Annotated in this window: 20 protein-coding genes; 2 read left to right on the top strand and 18 right to left on the bottom strand. The window is 66.6% G+C overall.

Going from position 1 to position 22025, the window contains the following annotated elements; all coding sequences use genetic code 11:
• Positions 1-84 precede the first annotated feature (84 nt).
• The 15 genes from rsmA to CZ375_RS01220 form a co-directional block, all read right to left on the bottom strand.
• Positions 85-1044 carry a 16S rRNA (adenine(1518)-N(6)/adenine(1519)-N(6))-dimethyltransferase RsmA gene (rsmA, locus tag CZ375_RS01290; RefSeq protein WP_077597526.1) on the bottom strand — a complete coding sequence of 320 codons (960 nt, stop codon included), beginning with the start codon at positions 1042-1044 and terminating at the stop codon, positions 85-87.
• Between the two features lie 3 nt (positions 1045-1047).
• The gene (gene metG / locus CZ375_RS01285) at positions 1048-2652 is read right to left on the bottom strand and encodes a methionine--tRNA ligase (RefSeq protein ID WP_077597525.1); all 1605 of its coding nucleotides are present in this window, start codon (positions 2650-2652) and stop codon (positions 1048-1050) included.
• Positions 2653-2741: 89 nt separating this feature from the next.
• Positions 2742-4364 (bottom strand): helicase HerA-like domain-containing protein, encoded by a 1623-nt coding sequence (locus CZ375_RS01280; RefSeq protein ID WP_077597524.1) that lies wholly within the window; start codon positions 4362-4364, stop codon positions 2742-2744.
• Between the two features lie 56 nt (positions 4365-4420).
• Positions 4421-5296 carry a 16S rRNA (cytidine(1402)-2'-O)-methyltransferase gene (gene rsmI, locus CZ375_RS01275; RefSeq protein ID WP_077597523.1) on the bottom strand — a complete coding sequence of 292 codons (876 nt, stop codon included), beginning with the start codon at positions 5294-5296 and terminating at the stop codon, positions 4421-4423.
• Positions 5296-6336, bottom strand: a complete 1041-nt coding sequence (locus tag CZ375_RS01270) for a glycoside hydrolase family 5 protein (protein WP_077597522.1) — start codon at positions 6334-6336, stop codon at positions 5296-5298. The genes rsmI and CZ375_RS01270 overlap by 1 nt, the downstream gene beginning before the upstream one ends.
• Positions 6337-6771: 435 nt before the next feature.
• Complete coding sequence (locus CZ375_RS01265) at positions 6772-7197, bottom strand: 6-pyruvoyl trahydropterin synthase family protein (protein ID WP_077597521.1); 426 nt, start codon at positions 7195-7197, stop codon at positions 6772-6774.
• A 5-nt stretch (positions 7198-7202) separates the two neighbouring features.
• Complete coding sequence (locus CZ375_RS01260; RefSeq protein WP_077597520.1) at positions 7203-8708, bottom strand: PSP1 domain-containing protein; 1506 nt, start codon at positions 8706-8708, stop codon at positions 7203-7205.
• A complete protein-coding gene (locus CZ375_RS01255) occupies positions 8687-9814 on the bottom strand; it encodes a DNA polymerase III subunit (protein WP_077598707.1) in 1128 nt (375 codons plus the stop codon). The genes CZ375_RS01260 and CZ375_RS01255 overlap by 22 nt, the downstream gene beginning before the upstream one ends.
• A 107-nt stretch (positions 9815-9921) precedes the next feature.
• Positions 9922-10554 (bottom strand): dTMP kinase, encoded by a 633-nt coding sequence (tmk, locus tag CZ375_RS01250; RefSeq protein ID WP_407668497.1) that lies wholly within the window; start codon positions 10552-10554, stop codon positions 9922-9924.
• Positions 10555-10865: 311 nt separating this feature from the next.
• A complete protein-coding gene (locus tag CZ375_RS01245) occupies positions 10866-13376 on the bottom strand; it encodes a DNA topoisomerase I (protein ID WP_077597519.1) in 2511 nt (836 codons plus the stop codon).
• Between the two features lie 104 nt (positions 13377-13480).
• Complete coding sequence (tatC, locus tag CZ375_RS01240; RefSeq protein ID WP_077597518.1) at positions 13481-14272, bottom strand: twin-arginine translocase subunit TatC; 792 nt, start codon at positions 14270-14272, stop codon at positions 13481-13483.
• Positions 14273-14277: 5 nt separating this feature from the next.
• Entirely contained in the window at positions 14278-14886 is a 609-nt protein-coding gene (locus tag CZ375_RS01235) for a twin-arginine translocase TatA/TatE family subunit (protein ID WP_097677367.1), read from the bottom strand.
• Positions 14887-14920: 34 nt separating this feature from the next.
• Positions 14921-15232 (bottom strand): STAS domain-containing protein, encoded by a 312-nt coding sequence (locus tag CZ375_RS01230; protein WP_077597516.1) that lies wholly within the window; start codon positions 15230-15232, stop codon positions 14921-14923.
• Between the two features lie 24 nt (positions 15233-15256).
• The gene (locus CZ375_RS01225; RefSeq protein WP_159438329.1) at positions 15257-16006 is read right to left on the bottom strand and encodes a tetratricopeptide repeat protein; all 750 of its coding nucleotides are present in this window, start codon (positions 16004-16006) and stop codon (positions 15257-15259) included.
• A 136-nt stretch (positions 16007-16142) separates the two neighbouring features.
• Complete coding sequence (locus CZ375_RS01220) at positions 16143-17438, bottom strand: aspartate aminotransferase type Ic (protein WP_077597514.1); 1296 nt, start codon at positions 17436-17438, stop codon at positions 16143-16145.
• Between the two features lie 47 nt (positions 17439-17485).
• On the opposite strand from CZ375_RS01220, the gene CZ375_RS01215 reads away from it, so the two are divergent.
• Positions 17486-17788, top strand: coding sequence for a hypothetical protein (locus CZ375_RS01215; RefSeq protein ID WP_234966786.1), 303 nt, complete (start codon positions 17486-17488; stop codon positions 17786-17788).
• Positions 17789-17876: 88 nt separating this feature from the next.
• Here CZ375_RS01215 and nhaA read toward each other — a convergent pair whose 3' ends face one another.
• The gene (nhaA, locus tag CZ375_RS01210) at positions 17877-19325 is read right to left on the bottom strand and encodes a Na+/H+ antiporter NhaA (RefSeq protein ID WP_077597513.1); all 1449 of its coding nucleotides are present in this window, start codon (positions 19323-19325) and stop codon (positions 17877-17879) included.
• Between the two features lie 253 nt (positions 19326-19578).
• On the opposite strand from nhaA, the gene CZ375_RS01205 reads away from it, so the two are divergent.
• Positions 19579-20442, top strand: coding sequence for a DegV family protein (locus CZ375_RS01205; RefSeq protein WP_077597512.1), 864 nt, complete (start codon positions 19579-19581; stop codon positions 20440-20442).
• Positions 20443-20452: 10 nt separating this feature from the next.
• Here the strand turns inward: CZ375_RS01205 and CZ375_RS01200 are convergent, their stop codons facing one another.
• Together CZ375_RS01200 and CZ375_RS01195 are read right to left on the bottom strand one after the other, a co-directional pair.
• A complete protein-coding gene (locus CZ375_RS01200) occupies positions 20453-21157 on the bottom strand; it encodes a 5'-methylthioadenosine/adenosylhomocysteine nucleosidase (protein ID WP_077597511.1) in 705 nt (234 codons plus the stop codon).
• 23 nt (positions 21158-21180) lie between these two features.
• Positions 21181-21666, bottom strand: a complete 486-nt coding sequence (locus tag CZ375_RS01195) for an S-ribosylhomocysteine lyase (RefSeq protein ID WP_077597510.1) — start codon at positions 21664-21666, stop codon at positions 21181-21183.
• Positions 21667-22025 lie beyond the last annotated feature (359 nt).

Here is a 22025-nt window from a genome sequence, read left to right as displayed (position 1 = left end):
GGTCCCCCAATTCGCGTCTGCTCTACAGCAGGGGCCTCGATTGTAGAGCAAGACCCCTGCCAACTGGGCTTTTGCCAGACAGCTCTACAGCTCGTCCGTCTCCTGTAGAGTGCCGCGCTCCTCCGACAGGCGCTCGGCCAGGCGCACGAAGTCCTCGGGCGAGAGCGTCTCTGCCCGAGCCGCGGGCGATATGCCCAGCTCGGCGAAGGCAACGTCCAGGGTGTCCCTGTCGAAACCCTTGGCCGACATGGAGTTGCGGATGGTCTTGCGCCTCTGGGCGAAGGCCGCGTCTATCACCTGCATGGCCCAGACGCACTGCTCGTCCGTGAGGGGCTCCCCGCTGACGGGGCCCAGCGCACGGGAGCGGTCTATGCGCACCACGGCGGAGTCGACGTGCGGGGGCGGCATGAAGTTGCCCGGCCCCACCTCGAAGCGACCGGTCACCCTGCCAAAGAGGGCGAGCTTCGCGGTGTAGGCACCGTAGGCCTTGCTGCCAGGACGGGCAGCGATGCGATCTGCCACCTCGGCCTGGACCATGACCACGGCGCGGGCGAGGGAGGGCAGCTCCTGGAGGAACTTGAGGATGAGCGTGGCGGCCACCTGATAGGGCAGGTTTGCCACGAAGTGGCTGGGCAGCTCGGCCAGGCCCTCGACGTCCAGTGAGGCAAGGGCCTCTCTCAGCCTTCCCTCGTCCTGCCTGAGGGCGTCTCCCAGGACCAGCGCGAAGCGGTCGGAATCGCGCGCGCAGGTCTCGGCCAGCACTGGCTCCAGGCTGCGGTCTGCCTCGACGGAGACCACGGCCGCCGCCTGCCCGAGCAGGGCCACCGTCAAGGTGCCGATGCCCGGGCCCACCTCCAGCACCACGTCCTCGTCTCCCAGCTCCGCAAGGCTCAGGATCTTGCCGATGACCTCGTCGCTCACCAGGAAGTTCTGGCCCAGGCGGTGCTTCGTGCACAGGCCGAACTCCGAGAGGACCGCCTTGGTCTCCCGGACGCTCGCCAGCCAGGAGTGGGGAGCCTGGGAATCCACGGGAAGAGAGGCCATAACCTACTTGCCGCTTCCCAGGCGTGGGAAGAGGGCGTCTCCCTTGGTGACCTCCACGGCAGACCTGAGCTGGCCCCAGACGCAGGCGGCAGCGAGGTCCGTGGTGTCAGCCTCGTCGGCGTGGTTCATGCGGGAGAGGACCTTGGCGGAGGTGGTGGGCATGAACGGCGCGAGAAGGTGCGCGCAGATGCGGATGGCCTCGAGCAGGTTGGCGATGATGTCTGCCAGCTCCTGGGCACGGGCGGGGTCCTTCGCCACGGCCCAGGGCGCGGAGTCCTCCACGTAGTGATTGGCGGCGTGCACGAGCTCCATGACCACGTCCTTGGCGCCCACGTAGTCCAGGCGCTCCATGCGCGCGGCGTAACGCTCCTCGATGCCCGAGGCCACGGAGGACAGCGGGTTCTCTCGGCCCGCCCAGCCGTCGTCGAGCAGGGGCGTCTTGCCGTCGAAGTACTTGGCGCTCATGTTGAGGGCGCGGCTGACCAGGTTGCCCCAGCTGTTGGCGAGGTCCGCGTTGTAGACCTGCTCCATGCGGCTGAAGCTGATGGCGCCGTCCTCGCCGGGGTTGACGTCGCACATGAAGTAGTAGCGGTAGCCCTCGACGCCCAGCATGTCAATCACCTGCTGGGGGGCGATGGCGTTGCCACGGCTCTTGGACATCTTCTCGCCCTTGCCGGTCTCCTCGTTGCGCACCATGAGGAAGCCGTGGGCGAAGACGTGCTCGGGCAGGGCCTCACCGATGGCCATGAGCATGGCGGGCCAGATGACGCAGTGGAAGCGGATGATGTCCTTGCCCACCACGTGGTAGTTGGCGGGCCAGAAGCGGGCCAGCTCGGCGGCCGCGTCCTCGCCCTCCTGGCCGTACCCGACGGCAGTCATGTAGTTGAGCAGGGCGTCAAACCACACGTAGGTGACGTGCCTGTCGTCGAAGGGCAGGCGGATGCCCCAGTCGAAGCTGGTGCGGCTCACGGAGAGGTCCTGGAGGCCACCCTCGACGAAGCTGCGCACCTCTCGCATGCGGAAGTCGGGCTCAACGAAGTCGGGGTGCTCGTCGAAGAGCCTGAGCAGGCGGTCCTGGAAGGCGCTGAGCCTGAAGAACCAGGACTCCTCCTGGACGCGCTGCAGGGGACGGCCGCAGTCGGGGCAGAGGTGCTGGCCCTCCGTGTGGCGCTCCTCGTCTGCCTTGGTCACCTGGGTCTCGGTGAAGTAGGTCTCCTCGGGCACGCAGTACCAGCCGTCGTAGGAGCCCTTGTAGATGTGGCCACTCTCGCGCATGCGCTCCCAGAGGTACTGCACCGCTCGCTCCTGGCGCGGCTCGGTGGTGCGGATGAAGTCGTCGTTGGAGATCTCGAGCGTGTTCCAGAGCTCCTTGAAGAGGGGGGCCTGGGAGTCGCACCACTCCTGGGGGCTCATGCCGTGCTCCGCAGCCGCCAGCTCCACCTTCTCGCCGTGCTCGTCCATGCCGGTGAGGAACTTGACATCGTAGCCAGCCGCGCGACGGTAGCGCGCCTGCACGTCGCAGAGGACGGTGGTGTAGGCGGTGCCCAGGTGGGGCGCGGCGTTGACGTAGTAGATTGGAGTGGTGATGAAGAAGGGCTGCTTGGCCATGGTGGTCTCCTGATGACGGATGGTGCCGTACGAGCAGCTCTTGATTGTACAACAGCTGGTGGCGTGTGGCGCTAGAGAGGGGGGCGGCCCTAGCGCTTAAGGGCCCCGAAGAGGCCACGGGTGAGCTGGCGCGTGGCCTCTCGCCCGAAGGTGCCCAGGATGGACGTGGCGAACCTGCCCACGTTCTTCGCCATCTGCTCCTCGCGCTTCTGACGCTCGCGCTCCTCGCGCTCCGCCTGGCGCTCGGCGAGACGGGCCTGGCGCTCGGCCTCCTTCTCGGCCTGGCGCCGCGCACGCTCTGCGTCCCTCTCGGCCTGCTTCTGGGCCTTCTCGGCCTCCTTCTGGCGCTGGGCCTCGAACTCCGCCTTCTCTTTCTCGAAGGCGGCGCGCTCCGCGGCGAGGCGTGCGGCCTCTGCGGACTGGGCAGCCTGCTGGTTGAGGAGCTCGAAGGCGCTCTCGCGGTCCACGGCCAAGCCATAGCGGGCCATGAGCTCCGTCTGGGAGGAAAGGACGCCCTGGACGAGCTCGGGGTCCGCCGCCGCCATGCGGCACTGGGGGAAGAGGACCTTGGCGCGCTCCACCACGCTGGGGGTGCCACCCTCGTCCAGCATGGAGACCAGGGCCTCGCCCGTGCCCAGCTCCTGGAGGGCCTGGACGGAGTCAAAGGCGGGGTTGGACCTGAAGGAGGACGCCGCGGCCCTCACCACCTTCTGCTCGGCGGGGGTGTAGGCGCGCAGGCCATGCTGGACGCGGTTGGAGAGCTGCGCCAGAACGGCATCGGGAATGTCCGAGGGGGACTGGGTGATGAAGTAGATGCCCACGCCCTTGGAGCGAATCAGCTTGACCACCTGGACGATCTTGTCCTCGAGCTGCTTGGGCATGCCGCTGAAGAGCAGGTGGGCCTCATCGAAGAAGAACACCAGGCGAGGCTTCTCGGGGTCTCCCACCTCGGGCAGGACGTCGAAGAGGGACGAGAGCATCCAGAGCAGGAACATGGCATAGACCTGCGGGCTCTGGATCAGGCGGGCGGCGTTGAGGACGTTCACGTAGCCACGGCCGTCGGGGCCGCAGGCGATCAAGTCCTCGAGGCTGAGGGCGGGCTCGCCGAAGAAGACGTTGCCGCCCTGGTCCTCCACGGCAATCAGAGCGCGCTGAATGGCGCCCACGGACTGCGCGGAGACGTTGCCGTAGCTGGTCTGGTAGTCCTTTGCGTGCTCGGCTACGTAGGCCAGCATGCTGCGCAGATCCTTGAGGTCAATGAGCAGCAGCCCCTCGTCGTCCGCCACGCGAAAGACTATGTTGAGCACGCCCTCCTGCACGTCGGTCAGGCCGAGGAGGCGGCTGAGGAGGACGGGGCCCATGTCAGAGACGGTGATGCGCACGGGAATGCCGGGGTCACCGAGCATGTCCCAGATGCGCACCGGAGCGGCCTGGAAGATGAACTCGTCCTCCTTGATGCCGAAGAAGTCCATGCGCCTGCGCAGGCCGTCAGAGATCTCTCCCGCCTGGGCCATGCCCGTGACATCGCCCTTCACGTCTGCCATGAACACGGGGACGCCCGCGTTGGAGAAGCCCTCCGCCAGCAGCTTGAGCGTGACGGTCTTGCCCGTGCCGGAGGCGCCGGCGATGAGGCCGTGGCGGTTTGCCTGGTTGAGCAGAAGGTGGCAGGGCCTCTCCCCCTGGGCAACCCAGATCCTGTCGTTCACGAGCATGCGGACTCCTCTCTGCAGAAGCGCGTGGGCGCAACGGCATGAACCATGTGCTTCGACTAATGACCCTCGGTGTTCCCCGATTGCGCCAGCACGAGGTCGTAGACCTCGGAGCGGGGACGGCCGAACTGCTTTGCCAGGCGCTTCGCCAGGACGGACTTGGGCTCCCCGGCCGCGAGGGCCCTTCCCATCTCCTCCTCCAGGGAGGGGCCGGCGGCTGACGAGAGCTGCCTCAGCTCCTCCTCGCCGGGACCCTCTATGACGATGGCGCACTCCCCCTTGAGCTCTCCCCTCTCGGCCACCTGTGTGGCCAGATCGGACGAGAGCCCTCTCAGAACCTCCTCGTGCAGCTTGGTGAGCTCTCGCACCAGCGCCACCCTGCGTGCGGGAAACGCCTCCGCCACGCAGACAAGCGTCGCAGCCACGCGATGGGGTGACTCGTAGAGCACCAGGGCCCCTGGTATGGGGGCGAGGGCGCGAAGGCGCTCGAGCTGCTGGCCGTGCCTGCGCGGCAGGAAGCCCTCGAAGAAGAAGTGCTCCATGGGCAGGCCCGAGGCCACCAGCGCGCAGATGGCCGCAGAGGGCCCTGGAATGACCTCGACCCTGGCTCCCGCGTCGAGCGCGGCGTCCACCAGGACGCGCCCTGGGTCCGACACGCCCGGCATGCCGGCGTCCGAGACGAAAGAGACGTGCTGGCCCTCCCGCAGGCGCGCGAGCACCCCCTCTACACGCTGCGCGATGACGTTCTCGTCCGCGCGATGGAGCGTCACACGTATGCCGAAGTGCGCAAGCAGCTTGCTCGTGACGCGCGTGTCCTCGCAAAGCAAGAGGTCAGAGCCTCGTAGCGTGTCAAGCACGCGAGGCGAGGCATCAGAGAGGTTCCCTATGGGCGTTCCCACGACGGAGAGCAGGCCCTCTTCCAACTTTTTCTCCATCAGACAAGCATCCTTCGCTCGAAGGACGAGAGGGCAACTCTAGCGTCCCAGCTGCTCAGACGGGCGCTGGTCTTCCAGGTCTGGAAGAACCAGGCAGGACAGGACCTAAACGCGGCAATCTGCTCGGCGACAAACACGCGCTCCAGGGCGATTCTCCCCTCGGGCGTGGTGGACGAGTCCGAGAAGGGCAGCGATGCCGACCATTTGCCGACCATCACGGGCAGGCCGCCCTTCCCCACGAGCTCGAGGGACCTCCTCGACGCCTCCGCCAGGCTGCGGACGCCCGTGGGGCCGGGGCTGGAGGCCCTGTCCAGGTAGTGATACAGATGGCTGTCAAACCACACGTTGTGGTAGCGACGCGGGGCCATGAAGCGACCCCAGGCACCGCGCAGGCCCGCGTCCGGCAGGATGACCGTGACGTCTGGGGCGTTGCCGCGTATGGCATCGTAGGCGTCTCGATAGTAGTTGCGCAGCACGTGCAGGGGAACGCCGTCCGTGAGCGAGAGCCCGCGGCGCTCCTGGGGCATGACCTCGTCAGCCACCTCGATGCCCGCGAGCGACGCCCGCAGTCCGTAGCGCCTGGAAAGGGCGGCGAGCACCAGCAGCATGTCGTCCCGGTAGTGCCTGAAGTCGTCACGGTTGCGGACCAGCAGGGACTCACCCGTGCGCTCCCCAGGCGTGACGCCCAGCACCAGGACCATCTTGAGGTCTATCTCGTCCGCCCAGTCAAAGGCCGCATCTACCTGGCCTATGCAACCCAGGAAGGGGCCTGGCTCCGGCCCGGCCTCGCCGAAGGCGTACCAGGGAACGCAGAGGCGCACGGCATTGAAGCCACGGGCGGCTATGGCCATGAAGTCCGCCTGCGAGAGGAACTTCTCGCGATGCCGCTTGACCAGCTCCTGGTAGCGGTCCCTGCCCACGGAGGCCACGAGGGACTCCTCGTCCAGGGCACCCGTGTCCGCAAAGAGCTCCGGCGTGACCCACGGCTCGAGCGTCAGCCAACCGGCGAGGTTCACACCGTGCAGTGCGCGCGTGGCCATGCTGGGCTCCAATCTGGCGAGGGGACGACCGGTCCGCAAACCTGCGTTCTAGGCTGAGTATATCCTGCGCGCCGGACATTAATTCGCCCGAAAGGCTGGAGCGCGAGACCCTGGGGCGGTGGGCGGATGCGGCTGCTCTTGCGGAAAAGCGTCCTGGACACCACGTTCGCCCACTTGTGGGGTCGGCCACGGTGGGCGAACGTGCGGTTTTCTCGCCGAGAGGGACGCTAGGGCCACGTTGGCCCACCAAAACCGGGCTCCGAGGTGGGCGAACGAGCCATCCAAGGCGCCTCGCCGCCAAAAAGCGCGTGTTGGCCCACCTCAGCAGGCGCAGGCGGTGGGTAGATGCGCGGTTTTTTCGCCGAGAGTGGCCTTGCGACCGTGTTCGCCCACCCCGAGGCCCGCAGACATCACACGGCCAAAGCCGCCGCGCCCCTAGCGCTCCGGAATATAGCTCGCCCGGTTGTTGGGCGTCTCGTTGCAGTCCACGCGCGAGACGGGAAGCCCGCGCGCCTCAAGGCGCCCGGCCAGGTAGCGGGCGAGGTTCTCCGAGGTGGTCCGGAAGGGCAGGATGGTGAGCGTGAAGCCCTCGCCCTCGAGCGCGGCGATGGTGGCAGGGGCAAGCGAGCCCTCCTCCACCAGGAAGCTGTGGTCCAAGGCGTCGCACTCCTCGCGCACGATGCGCTTGAAGGCCACGAAGTCCCGCACCATGCCCTTGTCGGTCCCGCCCTCCTCCAGCTGGTCTGCGGCGATGTAGGCGGTGACGCGCCACTGGTGCCCGTGGAGGTTCTCGCACTTCCCGTGGTAGTCCGTGAGGAAGTGGGCGCTGTCAAACCAGTACTCGGTCGAGAGCTCGTACATGGGCGCTACTCTCCAGATCCCTGGGCGGGAGCCGCGGGGGAACCGGATCCGCCGCCACCGCGTCGGCGGCGCCTGCGCGAACGAGAGGAGCCCTCAGGGCGTCCTGCCGCCTCCGGCGAGCCCTCGGCCCTCGGCTGCTGCTGTGGCCCCGTCTGCTGGGAGCGCTGGCCCCCATGGTCGCCCGGGCGACGGCGGCGCCTCTTGGGCTTGTCCTCCGCCACCGCATCCGTCTGGGGCTTTGGATTGGGGCTGGGATTGGTCTGGGCGGCGGCGCCACCCTCCTGTCCCTTGCCGCGATGGTGGCGACGCTTGCGGCCGGTGGTCTGGGCGGGCATGTCCGCGGCGGTCTCCTGTGCCTCGGCGGGAGACTTCTTGCGCCTGCGCCTCGTGCGGCCGGAATCCTGCGCGGAAGAGCCACCGTCCGCGTCCTTGGGCTGCTGATGCGGACGACCGACCCTCACCAGGGGCTCCGCCGGCCCCTCGCCCTCGCGGTGCCCACGCCTGCGCCGGGGCTTCTGCTTCACGAAGATGTCCGAGGAGTCGAAGCCCTGCTCGTCGGCGGGGATGATGCCATGGGCGCGGTCCAGCTCGGCCAGCGCCATCTGGATGTCCGGCGACTCGAGCCTGTCCAGGGCCGCGCGGGTCACGGTGTCAGGGCGGCAGGGGCAGTGGAGCTCCTCGCTCTTCTTGCACGCCGCCTCGGAGGCAACCATGTCCGAAAGCGGGATGCGCACCTGCTTGCCGTTCTCGATGCGCAGGCAGATCTGCTCCTTGGGCGTGTCGTACTCCACGATCTTGGCCTTGCCCAGGGGCGTGTCTATGACGGCATTGCGCTTGGGGGCGCGCTGCTTGAAGTCTCGGTAGGCGTCGAACTCGTAGCGCAGGCAGCACATGAGGCGACCACAGGCGCCGGAGATCTTGGATGCGTTGAGCGGCAGGTCCTGCTCCTTGGCCATGCGGATGGAGACGGGCTCGAACTGCTTGCCGAAGCGCGCGCAGCAGAGCTCCTGGCCGCAGTGGGCGTAGCCGCCCACGATGGCGGCCTCCTCTCGCACGCCGATCTGGCGCATGTCTATGCGCTCGTGCAGCTCGCGAGAGAGGTCCTTGACCAGGTGGCGGAAGTCCACGCGCTCCTCGGAGGAGAAGTAGCACACCACCTTGCCGCCACCAAAGAGGTACTCCACTCCCACGGGCTTCATGTCCAGCCCGCTCTCCTGGACGAGGCGACGGAAGAGCGGGAGCGTGTCGTCTCCCTTGCGGGCCAGCATGTCCGCTCGGCCAAGGTCGGCGTCGTCTGCGACGCGCGACACCGGGCGCAGCTCCGCCTCCCCTATCACCTCTCGCAGGCGCTCCTCGCTGACCTCCATGCCGTCCATGGTGGCAAGGCCTATCTCCTGACTGCGCTCCGTGGTGCAGATGACGTGGTCGCCCTCCTGGGCACCCGTGTCGGCTGGGTCGAACCAGAGGTCGTGGGCTGCGTACTTGAACTTCACCGGAATGACGGCGGGCATGCGAGTGCCTCCTTGACAGAGAGAAGCATGGTCTCGATGACCAGCTGGGGATTTACGTTGCGAGCAAGGTCATCGGAGGCATCCGAGACGGCCGAGAGGGCCCTGACGGCGCCCTCGGTGCTCGCCTGCTGCGCGATGCGGTCTACCACGTCCGCGCTGTCCTCGTTGACGATGCGCTCGCCCACTCCCTCGCAGCGCATGAGCACGTCACGCAGGAGGGAGCTTGCCGCAGAGAGAGCCTCCATCATACCCGAACGCTCCCGTGCCGTTAGCTCGCGCTTGTTGGCGTCCTCCAGCTGCTTGAGGGCGGAGGCGGCGAGGTAGTCGGCGTTCTCGCCCAGGGCCGCCTCCTGCGCGCTCTTGAGATCTGCGAGAGGGGCGCGGACGGCCTCCAGGATCTCCTTGGCGGACACGAGCACGTCCCAGGAGTCGGCGCGGGCAAGACCCGCGAGCGAGCGGACCACCACGCGCCTCAGCTGGCGACGGTCAGACGAGGCGAGAAACTCTGCGGCCCGCTCGGGGGTCCCCGCGACGGAAAGCGCTATGCGCGCGTCTGCGCCGGAGATGCCCGAGGCAAGCTCCACGGCCTTCTCCGCGACGTCCGGGGAGACCACGCGGAAGGGAACCTGCTGGCAGCGCGAGACGATGGTGGGAAGCACCGAGGCCGCCGAGCGGGCAAGCAGGATGAAGTACACGCCCTCGGGAGGCTCCTCGATGGTCTTGAGCAGGGCGTTCGCAGAGCTTGCCCTGAGGAGGCCCGCGCCATCGATGACGTAGACCTTGCTTGTTGCGCGCACGGGGGCAAGAGCCACGTCAGAGACCAGCTCGCGAATCTGCGAGATGAGATAGCCACTGGCGCTGCCAGGCCTGAGGAAGCGGACGTCAGGGTGGGTGTGGTGGGCGACGCGGATGCACTCGTCGCAGCTGGCGTCTCCGCCGTTGGGACAGACGATGCACTGGGCCAGCGCGAGGGCGGCCGTCTCCATGCCAGATCCAGGGGCGCCTAGGAAGAGATAGGCGTGGCTCAGCCTGTGCGCGCTCACGGCAGTGGCGAAGAAGCGCTGGACGCGGGGCTGCTGGTCAAGGCGGGCCAGCGCCGCAGGCATGCTTTGATCTTGCGTCTTGGCCACCTGTCCCCTCTCGACATGGCACAACCGTTGGACGGATAGGACATTGTAGCAGCTTGATATGGTAGTTCCGTTGCCGGGGTCCGCTAGGCAAGCAGGGCCGTGCAGGCGTCTTGGACGCGGGCGGCAACCTCCTCTGGGGTGCCAGAGGCATCCACCACGACAAAGCGACCGGGCTCGAGCGCCGCCGCGCGCAGGAAGGCCTCGCGCACGCGCCTCTGGAAGTCAAGGCCCTCCGCCTCCATGCGGTCGGCGCAACCGCGCGTCGCGCGCTCGTGGGCAAACCGGGGGTCAAGGTCGAACAGGAGGGTCAGGTCAGGCATCAGGCCGCAGCTTCCCAGCACGTTGCAACGCCGCACGAGGGACTCATCCAGGCCACGGCCACCGTACTGGTAGGCGTAGGTGGAGTCAAAGAAGCGGTCGCAGAGGACCACGGCGCCGCGAGCGAGGGCGGGCTCCACGACCGTGCGCACGAGCTGGGCGCGGGATGCCTCGTAGAGCAGGACCTCGCACTCATCGGACATGTCGGTGTTCGCGAGGTCGAGCAGGAGACTGCGGATCTTCTCGCCCAGCGGTGTGCCGCCGGGCTCCCTGAGGCGCACGACCTCGCGACCCGCCCGCTCGAGCGAACGTGCGAGCAGCTCCGCCTGGGTTGACTTGCCGCAGCCGTCCACGCCCTCAAGGGTGACCAGCACGCCGCGGTCGACTTCCATGCCCATGCCTCTTCCCTCTCGCCGTCTGGTCCCACAGGGGCAGGCCATGCCCCGGCCCCAAAACGATAGCAGACCGCACCACACGGCAGGGACGGGGCACGGTGGGCGGATGCGAGGCGAGAGGGGCCCTCGGCGCGAAGTGCGCGCGTTCGCCCACCGCAGCAGCGCCCACAGGTGGGTCAATGCGCGGTTTCGCGCGTCTTTTAGCCGAGAAGTGCGCGTTCGCCCACCTGAAAGCGGACTCCGGGTGGGCGGATGCGTCGTTTGGGCGTGACCGGGCGGGAAAAGCGAGCTTTCACCCACCGCGCGGCAAGACGCTAGGACTTCTTGCCGCCCCTGCGACGACCAGCGGTCTTGCGGCCGCCGCGAGCGGGCCTCTTCTCCTTGCCAGGGCAGTCCATGTTCACGCAGATCCTCCAGGGCCCGCGCTGCGTCATCACCTCGACCATGGGAGCCCCGCAGTCCGGGCAGGTCTCGCCCGTGGCATGAAGCTCGCCGCGCTGGGGCAGCGGGTAGCTTGTGCCACAGACGTCGTAGTTGCTGCAGCGGATGAAGCGCTTGCCGGTGCGCTCGCTCTTGTGGGCGATCAGGTCGCCGTGAGCGCCAGCCGCCTTGCAGACGGCGCACTCCCCCACCACCCCGTCAGGCTCGCGGTTGGTCTCGCAGGCGGGGTTGACGCATATCTCGTATGCCTTCGAACGGAACGGCTTGCACTTGATGCGCGGGGCCCCGCACACGGGACACACGCCTGCCTCGCCCTCTATGGGCTCCACCTTCACGTTGGACGGCACGGGGTAGGTCACGTCGCAGTCTGGCCAGCCCATGCAACCGATGAAGTTGCCACGCGTCTTGGCCGAGCTCTTCATGACCAGGTCGCGCCCGCACTTGGGGCACACGCCCACCTTGGCGTCCGCCGTGACCGCATCCGCAATGGCCTCTCCCAGGTCCTCCTTGTGCTCTATGAGCTGGTCGATCATACCTGCCAGCAGCGCGCGAGAGTGCGTTACCACCTGGCCTTGCGTCTGGGCACCCTCGGATACGCTCGTCATGTCCGCCTCGAGCTCGGCCGTCATGTCCGGGCTGGTGACGTGGGGCGCGTACTGGGTGAGCGCCTCGATGACCGCCATGCCCAGCTGACTGGGCTCCACGGGGTCTCCCTTGAGGTACTTCACGTCGTACAGGCGCTGGATGATCGAGGCGCGCGTGGACTTTGTGCCCAGGCCGCGCCTCTCCATCTCCTGGATCAGGCGGCCCTGGCTGTAGCGCGCGGGGGGTTCCGTCTGCTTGGCGTCCAGGTCCATCGAAAGGACGTCGCAAAGATCGCCCTCGGCAAGCGCAGGGAGCTGGTCGTCTCGTCTCTGGCCATAGGGATAGATGGCCCTGAAGCCGGGCTTTACCAGCACGGTCCCAGACGCCGAGAAGGCCTCTCCGCTCACGTCCAGCGAGAGCTTGGTGGACTCGCTCACCGAGGCCACCGAGAGCGTTGCCAGGAAGCGCCGGGCGATGAGGTTGTAGAGCTTCCACGCGCCAGGGTCAAGCTTGTCCGGATCGGCCGCTCCCGTGGGGTAGATGGGAGGGTGGTCCGTGGTCTCCTGCTTGCCGCGGGTGGCATGGAGCCTCTCCTGCTTGAGGAGGTCCTGGCAGAAGGGCCGGTACTGCGGCACTGAGGAGATGGTGCGCACGCAGTCCCTGAGGTCGAGCGAGCTGGGGTATACCGTGTTGTCGACACGGGGATAGCTGATGAGGCCGTCCATGTAGAGGGACTCGGCCAGGCGCATGGTGCGCGCGGGAGAGATGCCCTCGGACGCGGCCGCCGCCTGCAGCGAGGTAGTGTTGAAGGGCGCGGGGGGCTGGGTGGTGCGGCTCTTGCGCTCGATGCTCACCACCTGGGCCGACCTCGCCTCGCGCACCGCCGCGAAGGCCCTCTCGGCGACCGCCTTGTCCTTGAAGCGGCCGGAGGCGTGGGTGATCTTGAAGCGGGCATCCTCGTCCCTGTTGCCCGCGGGCGCGGCCGTGCCCCAGAGCACCCAGTAGTCCTCGGGCACGAAGGCCTGGCGCTCGCGCTCCTTCTCGACCACGAGGGCCAGGGTGGGCGTCTGCACGCGACCTGCCGAGCGGACGTTGCCAAAGCCGCCGAAGCGGGCCATGGTGAGGTAGCGCGTGAGGGCGGCACCCCAGATGAGGTCTATGTACTGTCGACTCTCGCCGGCGTCCGCCAGGTTCTGGTCAAGGTCAACCAGGTTGGCAAAGGCATGGTCGATCTCCGCGCGGGTGAAGGCGGAGTAGCGCGCGCGGCTCACGGGGGTCCCGGGGGCAACCTCGCGCATCTGGCGCAGGGCATCAGAGCCGATGAGCTCCCCCTCGCGGTCGAAGTCCGTGCCAATGACGATGGAGTCCGCCTTCTTGGCGAGGTTCTTGAGCGCGCGGATGATGCCCTTCTCCGCGGGGAGCTTCTCCACCGGGGCCCACACCAGGTAGGGCAGGCTGGGTACCTTCCATCCCTTGATGTCGATGCCGTCCTTGAGGAAGGGCTTGCGCTTGGTCTCGAAGGGCGGGCGGGCGAGGCTGTCCGGAACCGCGGCCGGAAGGACCTCCCCCTCCTCGGTGACGGCAAACCAGCCCTCGTCCTCGCTGTACTTGAGCTCATGGGGGAAATCTGGCGCCATGATGTGGCCGCGCAGGCCTATGGTCACCCAATCCTCCCCATCGCGCGAGAAGCGGTATACGGGCGTGTCATAGACCTTGTCGGCCTTGGGCTTCCCAGAGGTGGACAGGAGCCTGGCAATCTGCTGGGCCGCGTCGTTCTTCTCCGTGACTACAAGCTTCAAAGTGGAAGGTCCTTTCAAAAAATAAGCTCCGGGCGGACGCAACTATACCCGTCCCGGAGCTCACGCAAGCTACCTCTGCTGCCAGCGGCCTGACTTTCCGGCCCCTAGTCCTGCTCCAGCTGGTGCTCCTCGTACTCCTCACGCGTCCACTTGAGCGAGGCCTTGCCATCGCGGGCGATGAGGACGTAGCGCGCCACCGCCAGGGCAACCTCGTACAGGGAGATGAGCGCCGCGAACATGAGGACCATGGTCACGGGAGAGGCGTCAGGGGTGACGACGCCCGAGAGGAGCATGAGGCCAACGTAGATGTAGCGCCACTGGGAGCGGAAGGTCCTGTAGGGCACCAGATGCAGGATGGAGAGGTAGAAGATCACCAGCGGGAGCTGGAAGGCGACACCGAAGCCTATCTCGAGCATCATCATGATGTTGAGGAAGTCCTCGGCCATGGGGTTGAGGTCCGCGAACTCGAGGGACTGGTCGACCATCCAGCCGATGGCGGGCTTCTGGATCACGAAGTAGCAGAAAAGCATGCCCAGGAAGAAGAGGGCCACCATGGCCCCCACCGTGGGAACCACCCACCTACGCTCCTTGGGCTTGAGGGCAGGCAGGAAGAAGCCCATGGTCTCCCAGATGATGACGGGCGTGCAGATGATCATGCCGAAGAAGAGGGCCACCTTGAAGCGGATGGTGAAGCCGCCCAGGACCGTGAGGACGCTGAGGCGCGTGCCATCGGGCAGGGCGTCCCTGATGGGGTCCATCAGGATCTCGATCAGGGTGGGCGTGGCAGCATAGACCACCACCGAGGTCAAAAGGACGGACACCACGACGATGGTGAGGCGGCGCCTCAGCTCGCCGAGGTGGTCCATCAGGGGCATGCGCGCTGGTCCGATGGGCATCTCTACTACTCCTCCTCGGCAGTCAGGTCAGCGCTGGCGTCAGCGCTGGCGTCAGCAACGGGCGGCTCTGCGGAGAGCTCGGCGGGCTCCGTCGCCTCTCGCTTGGGACGGCGGGCATAGAGGGCGGCGGCGCTGGTGTCAGGGGCCTTCTCCTCTTCCGGCTGTGCCACCTCTCCGCCAGGCTGCTCCTCGGCGGGCGCGTCTGTGCCCTCGTCGCCCGAGGGACCTGCGAGGGGGCCACCATCTGCTCCTTCGTCCGGCTGCCCCTGCGCATCGCGTGCCTTGCGTTCGGCCTCGAGGCGAGCCTTGCGCTCCGCAAAGGTCTCGTTGGCGCGCTTCTTGGGCACGTCGCCCTCCTCCGCGTCGGCATCCTCGTCAAGGGCGGCGGCGCGCTTGGAGGACTTGGGGTCCGTGTCGATCCCCTCGTTCATGACCTTGTTCAGGGGATCCATGACCTCGCTCTGGACGACCTCCGTGAAGCCCTCCTGCGCCACGCGGAACTGTCGCAGGGCACGACCTATGGTGCGGCCCATCCCAGGGAGCTTGTCCGGACCAAACAGCAGGAATCCGAAGACGACGATTATCAGGAGCTCAGACTCTCCGATGCCAAACACTCGGGAACACCTCCGACCTTGCGGCAGACGCCGCCTATTCCTGGACCCCAAGCTCGGCATCCACGCCCAAAAGGGAAAGGACGCGGGCGACGTTGCGCTGGGGATGAGAGAGCGAGAAGGGCACGGAGGCCTCCTGGGCGCGATGGGCCGCCCCCACCAGAACGCCGATGCCCGTAGAGTCGATGTATGGCAGCTGGGAGAGGTCGATCTCCAGGGCCGCGGGCCTCTCGGCCAGCGCGCCGTCCAGGGCCTCGCGGAGCTCGGACGCATTGGAGACGTCCACCTCACCGCTCACCAGAAGCTGATAGCCCGTCTCGGTCTTGATGGTCTCTATCGAAACGCCCATTGCCACTCCGTTCCTTGCTCTTGCCTACTGCTTCGCCGACGCTGCGTTCAGGGCCTCAAGGCGCTTGTCGGCAAAGCTCTTGGCGCCCTGCTCGTTGTTGGGGTCGGCCTGCTGGGCCCTCTCGTAGGCAGACCTGGCGTCATCGGGCCTACCAGAGGACTCCAAGATCATGCCGTAGTTGGCCCAGGCGGGCGCGAAGTCGGGGTGCGCCGCCGTCAGCTGCTCCAGGGAGCTCAGGGCCCCGGCCGTGTCCCCTGAGTAGTGCTGGCACAGGGACCTGTTCAACCGGGCCTTCTCGGAGTCGGCGAGGGCGAGGTAGCGGTCGTAGGACTCGATGGCCTTCTTCCAGAGCTCGCCCACGTGCTGCCTATCCGCGTCCGTCGAGGCAAGCTGCCTCGCGGCGTAGGCCCAGGACATGTAGTTGCCGCCCAGGGCGAGGAGGCTCTCCTGGTCCTGGGGGTCTGCGGCGAGCTTCTCCTCAAGAGAGGAGGTGGATGTGGAGTAGCTCTTGTCAATGCGGGCAAGGTCCAGGGGCGCCGCGCCGCCAGACTTATGGCGCGAGGGCGCGAAGATGGCCGAGAGGGACGGAAGCATCATGGACAGCGCCATGATGACCGCAAACACCATGATGGCGATGCTCGCCCCACGGCTCCTGCCGCCCACGCCAGACTTCTTGGCGCGCTTGGCGCGGGCGTCTGCCGCGGCGGCGGCAGTGACCTTCGCTGAGGCCAGACGACCAGCCCGCTTTGACGTCCCCGATTCCTTCTGTGCCATTGAAAACGACCCTTCCCAGACCACAGGCACGCCGCGACGGCAGCGCCAGAGAACTTGAGAGTAGGCGCGCGACGCCATGGCGGCACGCGTGCCTAAGCATTCTACAGAAAGTCTGCCCAGCGGCAGCCGCAGGCGTCTAGGCCTGCGCGCCCCTCCCCTCCAGGGCCATACGGGCAGAGACGAGCTTGACCGCGAGCACGAAGACGTCCAGAGCGCACGAGAGGTCCTCGAGAGACGGGTAGGTCGGGGCGATGCGGATGTTGCTGTCCCGCGGGTCCTTGCCATAGGGCCAGGTGGCGCCTGCCGGGGTCAGCTTGACGCCCAGCTCAGCCGCAAGGGAGACGATGCGCCTGGCGGAGCCTTCCGGACCGTCGAACGAGACGAAGTACCCGCCATGCGGGCGCGTCCAGCTGGCAATGCCCAGGCCGGCAAGGCCGCCCGCGAGCTTCTCCTCGACCAGGGCAAAGCGGGGGGCCACGATGGCCGCGTGCCTCTCCATGTGGGAACGCACGCCCGAGAGGTCCTTGAGGAAGCGGGCGTGGGCAAGCTGGGAGAGCTTCTCGGGGCTCACGCGCTCCACGGCGAAGGCCTCGCGGACCTCTGCGATGTCCTGTTCGTCGGCGGCAACGAATGCCATGCCCGAGCTGGGGAAGGTCACCTTCGCGGTGGACCCGAACTCATAGGCCAGGCGGCGTGCGCCGCTCTCCTCCAGGGCGTCGAAGATGTTGAGGAGCTCGTCATCGACCCCCGAAAAGCCGTGCACCACGTAGGCGTTGTCCCAGTAGATGCGGAAGTCGGGGGCAGCGGGCCTCAGGCTGGCAAAGCGGCGCACCACCTCGTCAGAGTAGGTGATGCCCGTGGGGTTGGAGTACTTCGGCACGCACCAGATGCCCTTGACGCTTGCGTCACCCTCGACCAGCTCCTGCACCAGGTCCATGTCGGGACCGTCGTCGCGCAGGGGAACGGCCACGTTCTCCATGCCCAGATGGGCCGTCACGGCAAAGTGGCGGTCGTAGCCGGGGGCGGGACAGAGCCACTTGACCCGCCCCTGTCTGCAGAGGGGCTCGCAGCCCCCCACGCCGTTGGTGAACGCGTGCGTCACCAGGTCATGCATGAGGTTGAGGCTCGAGGAGCCAGAGACGATGACGTTGTCCTCCGAGACGCCCAGGATCTCTGCGGCAAGCCTGCGCGCGGAGGGAAGGCCTTCGGGGGTGCCGTAGTTGTCAACTATGGCGGCGCCGTCCGTGAGGTCGGACTGCGAGGTCAGGACGTCCAGCATGGGGCGTGCGAGCGCGGTCTGCTCTGGGTTGGGCTTGCCGCGGGCCATGTCCAGCGAGAGACCCTGGGCGCGCAGCTCCCGGGCCTTGGCCTCCAGGCCAGCGACCGCTTCCTCCAGTTCGGGCGTGGACAGGGACTCGAACGCGTTGGGCATCTTCTTCTCCTCACGTCTGTGGCGCTGAAGGAAGTATACTTCCCAGAATGGATACCTACAGCGACAGCAACCACCACCAGCACGCGTCCGCCCCTGCGGGCAGCGTTCCCGCGGCCGAGTTCGGCGAGCTCCAGCAGCTGGTGGACGAGCTCTTCGCCGTAAACCCCTCGGGATACGTCAGCAAGATGGACGCCGTCATGCGCGCCGAGGTGGATGACCTCAGCGAGGACCTGCGCGAGGTCGTAGACCTTCTGCCGGGAGGTCGCTACAAGAGGTCCAGGCTCTGCGACCAGATCAATTCCATCGTCACCGCCCATGGCTGGGCCTACGTGTACGGGACCGTGGAGTAGGCCTTCCCCCCACCCAGCCGTCAGCCGGCCCCAGGCGGCGGGCCCTCCAGGACCGCAAGTGGAGCTGGTTGCCCAGAGGTCCCCACGCCTATCTTCGCAGGTGCCTGCGAAGGAAGGGAGCGATCAGGCTCACGTACGCCACGCCCAGGGAACCCGCCACGAAGGAGCCGGCAAGGATGGCGCACTTGGCCACGACGACCTCCGCTGGGTTGGGGAAGGCGAGCCCCGCGATCAGGATGGACATGGTGAAGCCCATGCCGCCCATGATTCCCACGGCCACGACCTGCCCCCAGCTCACGCGACGCGGCAGCCTGGAGAAGCCCAGCTTCACCAGCAGCCAGGTTACCAAGATGATGCCCAGCGGCTTTCCCACCACGGCGCCCAGGAACGCTCCCTGCGAGACGGGATCGAGAAGCACCCCCACCACGTCGACGCCCACAAGCCTCACCTGCGCGTTCACGAAGGCGAACAGCGGCAGGATCAGGAAGTTTACCGAGACGGCGAAATAGCCCTCCACGCGCTGCAGGGGCGGCGTCACATGGTGCATGACCCTCTCCACGTTGAGGGCGGAGGCCGTGAAGTCGTGCTGACCCAGGACATGGGACTCGTCGTCGTAGGTGTCCTCGAGCTCGATGGCCTGCTCGCCCAGCCACCTGCGCAGACTGCCCAGGCGGATGTCGGAGCGCGCCGGCAGGAAGAAGGCCAGGATGACACCGGCGAGCGTGGCGTGGATGCCGGAGTTGTACATGCAGAGCCACAGGATGAGCCCCACTATCAGGTAGGGCTTGGCTGAATACACCCTTGCGCGCGCAAGGCCTGCCAGGGCCAAGATCGCGATCAGAGAGAGCGCGCACCAGGCGATGCTGGGCGACTGCCCGTAGAAGACCGCCAGCACGACGATGGCGAGGATGTCATCCGCGATGGCGAGGGTCTGGAAGAAGACCTTGGTCTCGGGGGCTATACGGTTGCCCAGAAGTGACATGACGCCCAGGGCGAAGGCGATGTCCGTGGCGATGGGGATGGCCCAGCCATGCACCGCCCCGCCCCAGTTGGCCACCACGTAGATGAGGGCGGGCACCACGACGCCGCCCACGGCGGCGAGCATGGGGAGCACCGCCTGCCGCGGATGCCTCAGCTGGCCCACGGTCATCTCGTACTTGAGCTCGATGCCCACCAGCAGGAAGAATATGGCCATGAGGAAGTCGTTCACAAAGGCCTCAACGGAGATCGAGAGCCGCACGTGTCCAAAGCCAACGGACAGCGATGTCTCAAGGAACTCGTGAACCGGCTCGTAGATGGGAGAGTTTGCCACGACCACGGCAAGCAGGGTGGCCACCACCATGACGGCAGCAGAGATGGTGCCGTTTGACGTGATCTTGTCCCAGGAGGAGCGCTTGTCAAAGCGACGCGCCACGGCAGGCTCGTTAAAGATCGCGGAGTTGCGGTTGCGGGCCTTGGCGGCTGACTTCGCGCCTGGCTTTGCCTGAGACCTCTCGGGCATCTTGGCGGTCTCTTCCTTCGGTTCCCTCTCGGACATGTTCTCTCCTCTATGGACTCCTCTTTGAGACGGTCCGCTTCTATTGTGTCGATGGCACACAGAAAAGCATATGCGATGAAAATTGGGTGAGAATCATTCCCGCAAGCGAAAACAAGGCGAATTCACCAGCGACTCACGACCACCGCTTGGAACGGTCACGCCAACGTGAGCAAGCGCCCGGCAACGAGCCCATTGTGGGAACATATGCCAACAAAGCCATGCGGGCTTCGGGAAAGGGACTTCAGGGGGAGCCATGAACAGCCAGCGCATCGCCGTCATCACGGACTCTGGAACTGACACAAGCAGCGAGTTCTGCCTCGAGCATGACGTGCGCATCATGCCCCTGCGCATCATTTACTCCGACGGCTCCACCTTCGAGAGCGGGATCGACATCACCTCGGAGGAGGTGGTGCGTCGCTTCGAGCGGGAGATTCCCACCACCTCGCTGCCTTCCCCGCAGCAGATCCGGGCGATTCTCGAGGGCGCCAAGGAGGGCGGATACGAGAAAGCCGTGATCGTGACCATCTCGTCCGAGCTCTCTGCCACCAATCAGACCGTGCACATGGTTGCCGACGAGATGGGCGACTTCCCCTGCATCGTAATCGACACCAAGTCCATCGGCATGATGGCCGGCATGGTGGTCATGCGAGCCGTGGAGTACGTGGAGGCAGGCGTGCCCTTCGAGGAGCTCGAGGCCAGGCTGGTTCAGGACAGCCTGGACACAGAGATCTTCTTCGCGGTGAAGTCGCTTGACTTCCTGCACAAGGGCGGGCGCATCGGCGGCCACATCTACCGCATCGGCAGCGTGCTGAACATCAAGCCCGTGCTCACCTGCGACTCGGAGGGGCGCTACGTCATGGCGAAGAAGGCCCGCGGCTGGGACCGCGCGCTTGACACCATGGTCAAGCTCACGGTTGCCGCCGCCGCGCCCTTCTCGCGCGTAAGGCTATGCGTCTGCTGCTCCAAGGCAACCTCTGAGCTCTTCGGCATGCTGGAAGAGAGGCTCAAGGACGAGGTTCGGGCAGAGATCGTCGAGATCACGCGCCATGGCATCTCTCCGGACCTCATCGTTCACACCGGCCCCGACCTGGTGGGCATGGGGGTGCAGAGGGCGTAGCCCCGGTTCCTCATTCGCAGGCGAGTGCTGCCGCCATGCGCTCCACGATGCGGGCGCAATGCTCGGCGGCAGACCTCTCGAAGCTGGGATAGTCAACCGTGGACGAGCCGTCGGCCTTGTCCGAGATGGCACGCACCACCACAAAGGGCACGCCGTTCAACCAGCAGGCGTGTGCGATGGACGCACCTTCCATCTCGGCGCAGCGGGCATGGAGGCAGGCGGCGATCTCCTCCCTTCTCTTGGCAGACCCGATGAACTGGTCGCCCGAGGCAACGCGCCCCTCGAAGGCCCGTATGTCAGAGGCAACCTCAGCTGCCGCCGCAAGCGCCGTCTGACGCAGCAGCAGGTCTGCGGGAAAGGCCAGGACGGGAAGGCCGGGCACCTGTCCGGTAGCATATCCCAGCGCGCTTACGTCCATGTCGTGGTGGACGGCATCAACCGAGACCACCACGTCGCCGATGTCGATGGCATTGTCCAGGGAGCCGGCGACCCCCGTGTTCACCACGTGGGTCACCTCAAAGAGGTCCGCGAGCACCTGCGCGCAGAGGGCAGCGTTCACCTTCCCCACGCCACACCTCACCACCACGACGGGAAGTCCGGCCAGCGATCCCTCGCTGAACTCCATGCCCGCACGACGGACCTGGCGGGCATCCGCCAGATGCTCCTTGAGCAGTGCAACCTCCACATCCATGGCGCCTATGATGCCAAGCTTCATGATGGTTCCTTCCACCTTCGGACCTAGAATGCATGGGGGTAGCTGAGGTGCCTCTCGTCTATTCCACGCAAGGTGCCGGCAAGATAGCGGCGAGCCCACCACCGCGCCTGCATGAGGTCGCTGTCATGCCAGTTGCCACACTCCTCGGGGCGGGCACCGGGGATGTCCCCCTCGAAGGACTCTGCGAACTCGAAGAGCGAGGTGACGAGGCCGATTACGTCCTTTGACTCGAAGCTCCCAAAGAGCAGCAGGTAAAAGCCCGTGCGGCAGCCCATGGGGCCAAAGTAGACCACACGGTCCTTCCAGCTGGGATCGTTGCGCAGGAAGGTTGCGCCCAGGTGCTCCAGGGCGTGCATGGCAGCACTGTCCATGGGAGGCTCCTGGTTGGGGGCGGTAAGGCGTAGGTCAAAGGTGGTGACGTCCACCCCGTTCCATGAGTCCACCCTGCTCACGTAGACGCCGGGCTCCAGGTGCAGGTGGTCGATCTGGAAGCTTGCAATCTTCTCCATGGTTGAGCTCCTTCTTTGCGCCGGCGGCGTGCGGGACGACGGACCCTGCGCTCGGGGATGGTTTTCATGCAACAGCTTAGCGTCTTGAGAGGCGGCAAGGACGGCGCCCGGTGGGCAAACACGCAATTACAGCGCTCACCTGCCCGAGAGCCGTGCATTGGCCCACCTGTGAAGCGCCCCTGGGTGGGCGCACACGGCGTTTTCGGCCCGCTGGCGCTGGAAAGCGCGTGTCTGCCCACTCGTGGGAGCGTATCAGGTGGGCCAATGCGACGTCACGGACCCCTCTCGGCCGAAAAGTGCGTGTTGACCCACCCGCGGAGGCGCACCGCCTGAGGCAAGCAAAACCCTTGTCATGAGAA

The organism is Olsenella urininfantis (genome assembly GCF_900155635.1).
In the GTDB taxonomy this organism is placed as follows: Bacteria; Actinomycetota; Coriobacteriia; order Coriobacteriales; family Atopobiaceae; genus Olsenella_G; species Olsenella_G urininfantis.
The sequence above is the reverse complement of the archived record's forward strand: the minus strand, read 5'-3'. Positions and strand labels throughout refer to the sequence as shown.

Bases quoted from the DNA above. Each gene is read 5' to 3' on its own strand.
- rsmA (WP_077597526.1), bottom strand. From the start codon at position 1,044: ATGGCCTCTCTTCCCGTGGATTCCCAGGCTCCCCACTCCTGGCTGGCG.
- metG (WP_077597525.1), bottom strand. From the start codon at position 2,652: ATGGCCAAGCAGCCCTTCTTCATCACCACTCCAATCTACTACGTCAAC.
- CZ375_RS01280 (WP_077597524.1), bottom strand. From the start codon at position 4,364: ATGCTCGTGAACGACAGGATCTGGGTTGCCCAGGGGGAGAGGCCCTGC.
- rsmI (WP_077597523.1), bottom strand. From the start codon at position 5,296: ATGGAGAAAAAGTTGGAAGAGGGCCTGCTCTCCGTCGTGGGAACGCCC.
- CZ375_RS01270 (WP_077597522.1), bottom strand. From the start codon at position 6,336: ATGGCCACGCGCGCACTGCACGGTGTGAACCTCGCCGGTTGGCTGACG.
- CZ375_RS01265 (WP_077597521.1), bottom strand. From the start codon at position 7,197: ATGTACGAGCTCTCGACCGAGTACTGGTTTGACAGCGCCCACTTCCTC.
- CZ375_RS01260 (WP_077597520.1), bottom strand. From the start codon at position 8,708: ATGCCCGCCGTCATTCCGGTGAAGTTCAAGTACGCAGCCCACGACCTC.
- CZ375_RS01255 (WP_077598707.1), bottom strand. From the start codon at position 9,814: ATGCCTGCGGCGCTGGCCCGCCTTGACCAGCAGCCCCGCGTCCAGCGC.
- tmk (WP_407668497.1), bottom strand. From the start codon at position 10,554: ATGGGCATGGAAGTCGACCGCGGCGTGCTGGTCACCCTTGAGGGCGTG.
- tatC (WP_077597518.1), bottom strand. From the start codon at position 14,272: ATGCCCATCGGACCAGCGCGCATGCCCCTGATGGACCACCTCGGCGAG.
- CZ375_RS01230 (WP_077597516.1), bottom strand. From the start codon at position 15,232: ATGGGCGTTTCGATAGAGACCATCAAGACCGAGACGGGCTATCAGCTT.
- CZ375_RS01225 (WP_159438329.1), bottom strand. From the start codon at position 16,006: ATGGCACAGAAGGAATCGGGGACGTCAAAGCGGGCTGGTCGTCTGGCC.
- CZ375_RS01220 (WP_077597514.1), bottom strand. From the start codon at position 17,438: ATGCCCAACGCGTTCGAGTCCCTGTCCACGCCCGAACTGGAGGAAGCG.
- CZ375_RS01215 (WP_234966786.1), top strand. From the start codon at position 17,486: ATGGATACCTACAGCGACAGCAACCACCACCAGCACGCGTCCGCCCCT.
- nhaA (WP_077597513.1), bottom strand. From the start codon at position 19,325: ATGTCCGAGAGGGAACCGAAGGAAGAGACCGCCAAGATGCCCGAGAGG.
- CZ375_RS01205 (WP_077597512.1), top strand. From the start codon at position 19,579: ATGAACAGCCAGCGCATCGCCGTCATCACGGACTCTGGAACTGACACA.
- CZ375_RS01200 (WP_077597511.1), bottom strand. From the start codon at position 21,157: ATGAAGCTTGGCATCATAGGCGCCATGGATGTGGAGGTTGCACTGCTC.
- CZ375_RS01195 (WP_077597510.1), bottom strand. From the start codon at position 21,666: ATGGAGAAGATTGCAAGCTTCCAGATCGACCACCTGCACCTGGAGCCC.